The following is a 10,120-nucleotide window of genomic DNA, read 5'->3' as shown; positions in this document are numbered from 1 at the left end:
TCTTATCATGGTGCTTGAGTTTTCGCGGCGGGGGGGGCGGCCCCACAAAATCCACCCGGGGCCCCGGACGGGTGTGGTGATGTCAGTCCGGGAAAGGGCTACTCGCCCTTGCCGACCTGCTCCTCTTCGGCAGCCTGTGCTGCCTTCGAGATCTTGTGCTCCTCGGCGGCGCGGCGGCCGGCAGGGGAAAGCAGCGAGGCAGCCGTGGCAATCACGATGGTGCCGAGGATGACCACCAGCGAGACGGTGATCGAGATTTCCGGCACCCACTCGATGTGCCGGCCACCATTGATGAACGACAACTCGTTGACGTGCATCGCGTGGAAGACCAGCTTGACGCCGATGAAGGCCAGGATGATCGACAGCGCGTGCTTGAGGTAGACCAGGCGGTCCATCAGGCCACCGAGCAGGAAGTACAGCTGGCGCAGGCCCATCAGCGCGAACAGGTTCGCGGTGAAGACGATAAACGGGGACTGGGTCAAGCCGAAGATCGCGGGGATCGAGTCCACGGCGAAGAGCAGGTCGGTCATGCCGATGGTCACGAAGACCATGACCATTGGGGTGAACATCTTCTTGCCGTCGATGACGGTGCGCAGCTTGTTGCCGTCGTATTCCTTGGAGATCGGCAGGTTCTTGGTCAGCTTGTAGACCAGGCCGTTGTTGGCGCCGTCGGACTCGTCCTCGCCATTGTCGGTGGCCTGCTTCCAGGCGGTCCACAGCAGGAACGCACCGAAGATGTAGAAGACCCACGAGTAGTTCTCGATGACAGCTGCACCGAGGATGATGAAGATGCCGCGCAGGATCAGGGCAATGATGATGCCGAACATCAACACTTCCTGCTGGTATTTACGCGGCACCGAGAAGCGGGCCATGATGATGATGAACACGAAGAGGTTGTCTATGCTCAGCGAGTATTCGGTCACCCAGCCGGCAATGAATTGCTGGCCGAGGTCCGGGCCCGCCTGCCACCAGACAACGGCGCCGAAGATCAGTGCCAGGGTGACGTAGAAACCGACCCAGAGGCCGGATTCCTTCATCGAGGGTTCGTGTGGTTTCTTGACTACGTAAAGCAGGTCAAGCAGAAGAATGATGCACAGTGCGGAAAGAGAAATGATCTCAAACTGCAGCGTCAAGCCGTGGTTTCCCAATGTGGGGCCTTTCAAAACGGGGTACGTGGAATTACCGCAAGTCTCTCCGCCGCCCGCTCAGATTGGGACGGCCGCTGCGCCCGGCGGGGCACCATTGCCCCACGTGTTGACGATCACAGCACAAGTGGGATACTCCCCTACGCTGCAACCAGTCTAACGTACTCATGTTTCAGTCCCGTGAACGCCCCCCCTACGCGTGGCCCGCATTCTTCATCTGCCGCAGTTCCTTCTTCAGCTCCGAGACCTCGTCGCGCAGCCGGGCGGCGACCTCGAAGTGCAACTCCGCAGCGGCGGCATGCATCTGCTCGGTCATCTGGCTGATCATGTCCACCAGATTCTCCGCCGGGGCCGCTGCAAGGCCGTCGGCCCGCACCGTCTCGTGGGCCTTCTTGGTGCCGGCGGCCGAGCGCTTGGCGGTCTTGGCCAGGCGCTGGTTGTTCAGCAGCTCCTGGGTGTCGGCGTCCTCGCGGGCCAGCGAATCGGTGATGTCGGCAATCTTCTTGCGCAGCGGCTGCGGGTCCACCCCGTGGTCCGAGTTGTACTTCTGCTGCACCTCGCGGCGCCGGTTGGTCTCGTCGATGGCCTTGGCCATGGCGTCGGTGATCTTGTCCGCATACATGTGCACCTGGCCGTCGACGTTTCGGGCGGCACGGCCGATGGTCTGGATCAGCGAGGTCGCCGAGCGCAGGAAGCCCTGCTTGTCGGCATCCAGGATCGCCACGAGCGAGACCTCGGGAAGGTCAAGGCCCTCGCGCAGCAGGTTGATGCCCACCAGCACGTCGAACAGGCCCATGCGCAATTCGCGCAGCAGCTCGACGCGGCGCAGCGTGTCAACATCCGAGTGCAGGTACTGGACCCTGACCCCGTGTTCGGTGAAGTAGTCGGTGAGGTCCTCCGCCATCCGCTTGGTCAGCGTGGTGACCAGGATGCGCTCATTGCGCTCCACACGGGCGCGGATCTCGTCGAGCAGGTCGTCGATCTGTCCCTTGGTGGGCTTGACGATGATCTCCGGGTCGATCAGGCCGGTGGGGCGGATGATCTGCTGCACCACGCCGTCGGCCTTGCCCAGCTCGTACTTTCCCGGGGTCGCCGAAAGGTACACGGTCTGCCCGATGCGCTCCAGGAACTCGTCCCACTTCAGCGGCCGGTTGTCCATGGCCGAGGGCAGCCGGAAGCCGTGTTCGACCAGGGTGCGCTTGCGCGACATGTCGCCCTCGTACATGGCGCCGATCTGCGGGACGGTGACGTGGGATTCGTCGATGACCAGCAGGAAGTCGTCGGGGAAGTAGTCGATGAGGCAGTGCGGGGCGGTGCCGGCCTCGCGGTCGTCGATGTGCCGCGAGTAGTTCTCGATGCCGTTGCAGAACCCCATCTGCTCCATCATTTCCAGGTCGTAGGTGGTGCGCATGCGCAGGCGCTGGGCCTCCACCAGCTTGTTTTGGTTCTCCAGGGTGGACAGGCGCTGCTGCAGCTCGTCCTCGATGTCCTTGATGGCCCGGTTCATCCGGTCGGCGCCCGCCACGTAGTGGCTGGCCGGGAACACGTACATCTCGTTTTCCTCGCGGATCACCTCGCCGGTGACCGGGTGCAGCGTGTGGATCGACTCGATCTCGTCGCCGAAGAACTCGATGCGCAGCGCCTGCTCCTCGTACATCGGGATGATCTCCACGGTGTCCCCGCGCACCCGGAACGTCCCGCGGTGGAAGTCCATGTCGTTGCGCGCGTATTGCATGGCCACGAACTTGCGCAGCAGCGTATCGCGGTTCAGCTCCGCGCCCTTCTTCAGGGTGACCATGCCGGCGACGTATTCCTCGGGGGTGCCCAGGCCGTAGATGCAGGAGACGGTGGCGACCACGATGCCGTCGCGGCGGGTCAGCAGCGCGTTGGTGGCGGAGTGGCGCAGGCGCTCGACCTCCTCGTTGATCGAGGAGTCCTTCTCGATGAAGGTGTCGGTCTGCGGGACGTAGGCCTCGGGCTGGTAGTAGTCGTAGTAGGAGACGAAGTACTCCACCGCGTTGTTGGGCAGCAGCTCGCGGAACTCGTTGGCCAGCTGCGCGGCGAGCGTCTTGTTCTGCACCATCACCAGGGTGGGGCGCTGCACCTGCTCGATGAGCCAGGCCGTGGTCGCGGACTTGCCGGTGCCGGTGGCACCGAGGAGCACCACGTCCTTCTCCCCCGCCTTGATGCGGGTCGTCAGTTCCTTGATGGCCGCGGGCTGGTCGCCGGCGGGCGAGAACTCGCTGATGACCTCGAAGGGGGCGACGACGCGGTTGATCTGCTGCGCAAGACTCATGTACCTAGGCTACGCCCTGGCACCGACCGATTGGGGGCGTGCTCGCCTTAGGCGCAAAGGCCCGCCGCGGCGGCCCGCGAACGCAGCTGCTTGATGCGGGCCATGGCCGCGTCCTGCGTGCCGGCGGCGAAGCCGAAGTACGCGGCGGCCCCGCCCAGGATGCCGTCGATAAGTTCGCCGGCGTCCACGATGTGGCGCACCTTCCCGGCGGTGAACTTGGCGATGTCCCCGCGTGCCTCCAGCCCGAACCCCGCCTCGAGGGAGGGGTATCGTGCCTCGGCGTGCCCGTCGGCCAGGAAACCTTCCACGGTGTCCAGCAGCGCGTGCCAGATCCCGGGCAAATCGTCGACGAGGTCCACGGGGACCAGCTGCAGCGAGTGGTAGCGCAGCTGGACCGATCCCACGGTTCCCTCCAGGCCCGCGGCGCGTCCGGGGTCGCGCTGGATGCTCACCAGGTGGGGCGTGGCCCCGTCCGCGGGTTCGTGCCGGAGGAAGGATTCGGCGACCATGGCGGTGTTCACTTCCGGGCCTGCTTCTGAACGATGTTGCCCAGGGCGCCGCGCATCAACCGGATCATGAACAGCACGGTTGCGGCGGCGGCGGAGAGCAGCCCGGCAAGGGCCAGCCAGGCCGGGAGCAGCACCTGCGCGTCGTAGCCCGAGGCGCGGGCGATGAATTGGTCGCGCCCGCCGAAGACGAGCCAGAGCACCACGGCCGCGGCCAGGGTGGTCGCCGCAAGCACCCACAATCCGCGGATGATGCGCATCTCGGTGTGGGCCTTGCCCATTTCGGCTGCAAGCAGCGCCGCCAGTTCCGCCCTGGCCTGCGCGTTCTCGGCGTTCTCAGCGGGCACGGCTGATGGATGGGGCAATGTGGGACTCCCAGATCTCGGTGACGTTTTGGCGCAGCTCGGCGAGCGAGCCGGAATTGTTGATGACGACGTCGGCCACGGCAGCGCGTTCCTCGTCGGTGGCCTGCGCGGCAATGCGTGCCCGGGCGTCGGATTCGTCCATCCCCCGGTCTTCGACCATGCGCCGCATGCGCTCGGCCAGCGGGGCGGCGACCACCAGGACCACGTCGAAGTTGCCCGCCTGCCCGCCCTCGACCAGCAGCGGGATGTCCTGGACAATGACTGCATCCCCCGGGGCGGCGGCACGCAGCCGCTCGGCCTCGGCGCGCACCAGCGGGTGGACGATGGCGTTCAGCACCTGGCGCTTGGACTCATCGGCAAAGACCAGCGCCCCGAGCGCCGGGCGGTCCAGGGCCCCGGCATCGTCCAGGATGCCGGGGCCGAAGGCGGCAACGACCTCGGCCAGGCCCGGGGTCCCGGGTTCCACCACGGCCCGGGCAACCGCGTCGGCATCGATGAGCACGGCGCCGCGTTCCACCAGCAGGCGCGCCACCGCGGATTTCCCGGCGGCGATTCCGCCTGTCAGACCAACATTGAGCATGCACCTAGCCTACAGTCGCGGGGGCGATGTTTTGGTTGTGGTGGAACAGGTTCGCCGGGTCGTACTGCGCCTTGACGCGGGCCAGCCTGTCGTAGTTGTGCAGGTAGGAGGCGCGGATCCGGTCCGCGCCCTCCTCCATCATGAAGTTCACGTAGGCCCCGCCGGCCGTGGTGGGGTGCAGCTCGTCGTAGTAGGACTTGGTCCATGCGGTGATGAGTTCCGCGTTGGCCGCATCGGGGTCAACCCCCACGATCACCCCCGCCCAGCCGCCGGACCTGTAGGCAAAGGCGGTGGCATCGGCAGGGACCCGGGCTGCAGCCCCGTCGATCGGGTACAGGTGCATGGTCGAGTACCCGGTGGGCAGCGCTTCGCCGAAGCGCGCGTGGATCTCGATGGCGGCATCGGAGATCTCCTTGACGAAGTCGGCGCGCCAGTACCACTGCAGGCCGGCCGGGAAGAGCGGATCGAAGGTCTTCTGCAGGGTATCGAAGGGCATCGGAGCCAGGCCAACCATGAGCGGGGAGCCAAACTCGCGCACCGGGGCCAGCACCGTCTCGGCTGCCTCGTGCGCCCCGGTGTAACACCACATGATGGCGGCAACCTTGCGGCCCTGCAGCTCCTCGGGGAAGGGCGGGGCCGGCGGGACTGTGAGCAGCCCGAACCAGCCGGAGAGTTCCTCGGGCAGGGTCGGCAGCAGTTCCCGGTACCAGCGCATCACCGCGGGCGTGTCGGCCAAATCGTAGAACACCGGTCCGCCAATGATGCTCCCGTGCTCGCCGATCGGATTCATGCGGAAGGTGAACGAGGTGACGACGCCGAAGTTCCCGCCGCCGCCGCGCAGCGCCCAGAACAGGTCGGGGTTGTGCACTTCATCGGCCTTCACCAGCGTTCCGTCGGCCAGCACCACGTCGGCTGCCAGCAGGTTGTCCACGGTCAGCCCATAGCGCCGGGTGAGGTACCCGATGCCGCCGCCCAGGGCCAGCCCTCCAACCCCGGTGGAGGCGATGAACCCGCTGGGCACCGCCATCCCGAAGGCCACGGTGGCGTGGTCGACATCCCCCCACACCGCCCCGCCGTCGACCCGCACGGTGTGCGCCGACGGATCGACTGTCGTCGAGCGCATGGCGCCCAGGTCGATGACCAGCGAGCCGTCGGCCACTGACATGCCGGAGGCCTGGTGGCCGCCGCCGCGCACCGCCGGCTCCAGCTGGTTGGTGCGGGCGAAGTTGACGCAGGCAACGATGTCCGCGGTGTCCGTGACGCGGGCGATCGCGGCAGGGCGGCGGTCGATCATGCCGTTGTAGACGGCGCGTGCCGCGTCGTAGCCCGGATCCTGCGGCAGGGTCAGTGTCCCGCGCAGGGATGCGCGAAGCGGGGCAAAAAGCTCCTGCGCGCCCGTGGCGGTCGTGGTTTGCTCTTCCATGGTCTTGCCTCCTGTGGCGGTGTTGGTTTCGGTGCTGGTGCCCACGCTATGCGTGCCCCTGTTCGCCAGGCGTTCGCCCCGGGACGGGGCAGCCATGCCCAGCAACGCGCGGGTCTCGGCCGCGGGCAACACGCCCAGCTCGCCTTCGAGGACCTCGGCGCAACGGTGGAAGGCGTGCAGCGCCGCGGGCCAGTCCCCGAGGGCCAGGTGGGCGCGGATCAGCCCCCGGTGCCCGACCTCTTCCAGCGGCTGGATGGTGACGCGCCGTCCGGCCACCTCCAGTGCCGCCTGCCCCTCGCCCGCCGCGGTCAGTGCCGCTGCGGTCTCGTCGCACAGGGCGGTGCATTCCCGCAGGATCCGCTCCCGCGGTTCGGGCACCCAGTCGGAGTAGTTCCCCGGCATCAAATCCCCCCGGTATTCCTTCAGCGCCGCCTGGGCATGGGCCAGGAAACCGGCCGGGTCGTGCGCTTGTGCCGCCAGCAGCGCCGCGGCCCGCTCGGTGAAAAAGAGGTGCACATCCACGCTCAACCCTGCCCGCGGGACCCAGCCGATGGCCCCGTCGGACATGCCAAGGACCTCGATGCCGCCCAGCAGCAGGCGAAGGTTGTGCAGTTCGCGGCGCAGGTTGGTCATGGCCTGCGGCTGCGGGGTGTCGGGCCAGAAGGTCCCGGCAAGCACCGCCCGGGGCACCTGGATCCCCGGATGCAGGACCAGGTAGGCCAGCAGCTCAACGACCCGCGACCCGCCCGCCGCCAGGTCGGTGCCCTGGCGGGTGAGTCGTTGCTCCCCCAGCAAACTCAGTCGCAGCACTCTTTCCCGCCCCAATTCGGCTTCCGGTCCCCCGCACCGATTCTTCCACCGCACACCCGCACCGACAATGCCCGGCCCCGATTGACTAGACTGGATCGGTAATGGACAACGATTCTGTGGCGACGGCCTACACGACGGTGGATGGCGACTTCGTCCGCGAGCTGGAGATCAAGCGCTCCCGCTTCATCACCTACCTGCGCCGCGTCGAATCCGAGGCCGATGCCCGCGCCCTGGTTGCCGAGCTGCGCAAGAAGCACTTCGATGCCAGGCACCATTGCAGCGCCTTCATCCTGGGCCCTGACCGCACCGCGATGCGCAGCAACGACGACGGCGAGCCCTCAGGCACTGCCGGAATCCCGATGCTCGACGCTATGGCCAAGCGGGAGACCGCCGGCGGGAAAACCGACCTGTCCGACATCGTCGTCGTGGTGGTGCGCTACTTCGGCGGGATCCTGCTGGGCGCCGGAGGACTGGTGCGCGCCTACTCGGAGTCCGTGTCTGGCGCGCTTGATGCGGCCCCGCTGCTTCGCCGTGAACGCATGCGGATCCTGGGTGTCGATGCCGACTATGCCGCCGCCGGGCGCCTGGAAAACGACCTGCGCGCCGGCGGCGTCCAGGTCCTGGGCACCGACTACGGGCCACGGCTTGCCACGCTGAAGGTCGCCCTGAACGACGAAGTCGCGGTCCTCGCCTCGTTCAGGGACCGCCTGGCCACCCTCAGCGCAGGGGCCAGCACCGCAACAAACCTTGGAACCGAATGGGTGGATGTCCGATGAGCCTTGATTTTGACCAATTGCGCCGCTGGCCCGACGTGGAGGCGGAAAACCTGCAGGCCGTCGATGCCGCCGACAGGCTGCTGCTTGACCTTGCCGGCGAGGGCGGATGGCCGCAGGAGCCGGGCCGGGTGGTGATCCTGGGCGACCACTACGGCGCGTTGGTGCTCGGCGCCCTGGATGCCTCGGTCCGCGGGCTGCGGGTGCACCAGGATGCCCTCTCCGGCGTCCGCGCCACCGATGCGAACGCCGCGCGCCTGCTGCCGGGGCTGGCGGGCGAATACCGGCACCTGCCGCTGGGCGGCGAGTTGCTCGTTGGTGCCACCCTGGTGCTGGTGCAGCTGCCCCGGTCGCTGGACGCACTGGAGGAAATGCTTGGTTTCGTGGCCGAACACGCCGCGGCCAGTGTCACGGTGCTGGCCACCGGGCGCATCAAGCACATGAGCCTGTCCATGAACGAGGTGCTGGGCCGCTATTTCGAGTCGGTCACCGCCTCGCTTGGCCGCCAGAAATCCCGGGTGCTCACCGCCACCGCGGTTCGCCCCGCGGCGGACCGTCCCGCACCGCGCTTCCCGCTGCAGTCCTCGCACGCCCTCGGGCTGCCCGAACCGCTGCAGGTGCGCGCCTTCGCGCAGACCTTTGGCGGGGCCAAGCTGGATCCCGGGACCCGCTTCCTGCTCGAACACCTCGAGATTCCCCTCGACGCACGCCACGCCGTGGACCTGGGCTGCGGCAACGGGACCATTGCCGCATTCCTGGCCCTGAAACACCCGCATCTGGCCGTGCGCGCCTCGGACCAGTCGGCCTCGGCCGTGGCCTCCACCGGCGCCACCGCCGCCGCCAACCGGGTTGCCGAACGGATCACGGCGGTGCAGGACGACGCCCTGGCCTCGCTGCCCGATGCCTCCGAGTCCCTCGTGGTCCTGAACCCGCCCTTCCACATGGGCAACACCGTGCATGCAGGGATCGCCTTGAAGCTGATTGCCGATGCCGGCCGGGTGCTGGCCCCCGGCGGGGAGCTGTGGTGCGTCTGGAATTCGCACCTCGGCTACCGCGGGCAGCTCGAAAAGCTCGTGGGCCCGACCCGCCAGGTCGCAAGGAACCCGAAGTTCACCGTGACGGTGTCGACGCGGAAGTAGTCCCCGCGCAATCGGGAGCGGCTCAGAGACCTTCAAAGAGATCGGTCAGCACCGGTTCCCCCGCGCCGCGGGGCGGCCACGCCAAGACGGAGGGCTCGCGCGACACCACGCGTTGCCACCGCCTGGTGTTCACCGGTTCCATCAGCACGTCGCGCTGGCTGCGGTGCTCCAACAACCCGGCGACCACGCGCCAGGACACCGCCGAGGTGTCGACCTCGATGTCGATGGCCTCGTCGGGCACCGGGCGCAGGTGGTATTCCAGGTTGGGGTCCCAGGCCTCGACGCCCGTGCGCCGGCGCACGGTGTTCCACCGTTCAAAGACCGAGGCGCGGATGGCGCCATGGACCAGGCGCCGAAGCCCGGGTCCCGGAACCTGGCGGGCACGCCGGAACGCCTCGTCGGTGGCACGTCCAATGGCGATGTGGTCGCGATGCCCGGTGATCCCGTCCGGACCGAAGGTCGCAACCACCTGGGGCCGCTCCTGCAGCAGGATCGCGTGCACCCGCTGAACCAGTTCCTCGAAGCCGACCTCCGGGACATGCCCGTCGTCGTAGCCCAGCCATTCGTGGCGCACCGGGATGGTGCCGTGGGCACGCCACGCGTTGGCGCTTTCCACCCGGCGCCACGCGCCAAGGGTTTCCGGGGTTGCGGGCACGCCGGCGGAAATCTGGCCGGCGGCCCCGTCGGTGGCCAGCACCAAGACAAACCGGAACCCCGGGTCGTGCTCATGCAACGCAATGGAACCGGCGCAACCATAGGCATCGTCGTCGGGATGGGCAACGATGACCGCGATGGAATGCGGCTCATTCATGGGGCACATTTTAGTCCTGGCCGCGGCTTCTGCCTATGCATACGTCGGCCGCAACGAAAGGGTTACCCTGCATCGCTCCGGCTCCTCCTGCACCCGGGGCCGACGGGCTTCAACTGTTGTGCACCGCTTCTTCAGCGTGATATTTTTGCGGTGATCGTGATCCATCGGCAGGAGGTGAGCCCCCATGAATGCAGTATCCAGAGTAGGCGCTCCCCTGCAGTCCACGATCGCGCGACTGGACTAGTCGCCACCGGGAGCGCCCAACAGGCAAA

Annotated in this window: 9 protein-coding genes; 2 read left to right on the top strand and 7 right to left on the bottom strand. The window is 67.5% G+C overall.

Annotation, left to right across the window (positions count from 1 at the left end):
* Positions 1–98: 98 nt before the first annotated feature.
* The 6 genes from ACLQ7E_RS12905 to ACLQ7E_RS12880 all read right to left on the bottom strand — a co-directional run bounded on the left by ACLQ7E_RS12905 (position 99) and on the right by ACLQ7E_RS12880 (position 7,125).
* On the bottom strand, positions 99–1,133 hold the full coding sequence (locus ACLQ7E_RS12905) for a TerC family protein (RefSeq protein ID WP_411732972.1): 1,035 nt from the start codon (positions 1,131–1,133) through the stop codon (positions 99–101).
* 205 nt (positions 1,134–1,338) lie between these two features.
* Positions 1,339–3,441, bottom strand: coding sequence for an excinuclease ABC subunit UvrB (uvrB, locus tag ACLQ7E_RS12900; RefSeq protein WP_411732971.1), 2,103 nt, complete (start codon positions 3,439–3,441; stop codon positions 1,339–1,341).
* Positions 3,442–3,488: 47 nt separating this feature from the next.
* Positions 3,489–3,962, bottom strand: a complete 474-nt coding sequence (locus ACLQ7E_RS12895) for a hypothetical protein (RefSeq protein ID WP_411732970.1) — start codon at positions 3,960–3,962, stop codon at positions 3,489–3,491.
* Positions 3,959–4,312 (bottom strand): hypothetical protein, encoded by a 354-nt coding sequence (locus ACLQ7E_RS12890; RefSeq protein WP_411732969.1) that lies wholly within the window; start codon positions 4,310–4,312, stop codon positions 3,959–3,961. The genes ACLQ7E_RS12895 and ACLQ7E_RS12890 overlap by 4 nt, the downstream gene beginning before the upstream one ends.
* Positions 4,284–4,892 (bottom strand): dephospho-CoA kinase, encoded by a 609-nt coding sequence (gene coaE, locus ACLQ7E_RS12885; RefSeq protein ID WP_411732968.1) that lies wholly within the window; start codon positions 4,890–4,892, stop codon positions 4,284–4,286. Before coaE ends, ACLQ7E_RS12890 begins: the two co-directional genes overlap by 29 nt.
* 4 nt (positions 4,893–4,896) lie before the next feature.
* The gene (locus ACLQ7E_RS12880) at positions 4,897–7,125 is read right to left on the bottom strand and encodes an FAD-binding protein (RefSeq protein WP_411732967.1); all 2,229 of its coding nucleotides are present in this window, start codon (positions 7,123–7,125) and stop codon (positions 4,897–4,899) included.
* A 101-nt stretch (positions 7,126–7,226) separates the two neighbouring features.
* On the opposite strand from ACLQ7E_RS12880, the gene ACLQ7E_RS12875 reads away from it, so the two are divergent.
* Positions 7,227–7,901 (top strand): YigZ family protein, encoded by a 675-nt coding sequence (locus ACLQ7E_RS12875; RefSeq protein WP_411732966.1) that lies wholly within the window; start codon positions 7,227–7,229, stop codon positions 7,899–7,901.
* Positions 7,898–9,037, top strand: coding sequence for a class I SAM-dependent methyltransferase (locus ACLQ7E_RS12870; protein ID WP_411732965.1), 1,140 nt, complete (start codon positions 7,898–7,900; stop codon positions 9,035–9,037). Before ACLQ7E_RS12875 ends, ACLQ7E_RS12870 begins: the two co-directional genes overlap by 4 nt.
* A 22-nt stretch (positions 9,038–9,059) precedes the next feature.
* Here the strand turns inward: ACLQ7E_RS12870 and ACLQ7E_RS12865 are convergent, their stop codons facing one another.
* Positions 9,060–9,848, bottom strand: a complete 789-nt coding sequence (locus tag ACLQ7E_RS12865) for a PIG-L deacetylase family protein (protein ID WP_411732964.1) — start codon at positions 9,846–9,848, stop codon at positions 9,060–9,062.
* Between the last annotated feature and the right edge of the window lie 272 nt (positions 9,849–10,120).

Origin of the sequence: Paeniglutamicibacter sp., from assembly GCF_046714615.1 — a bacterium.
GTDB lineage: Bacteria > Actinomycetota > Actinomycetes > Actinomycetales > Micrococcaceae > Paeniglutamicibacter.
This window is presented reverse-complemented; position numbering and strand designations above follow the sequence as displayed.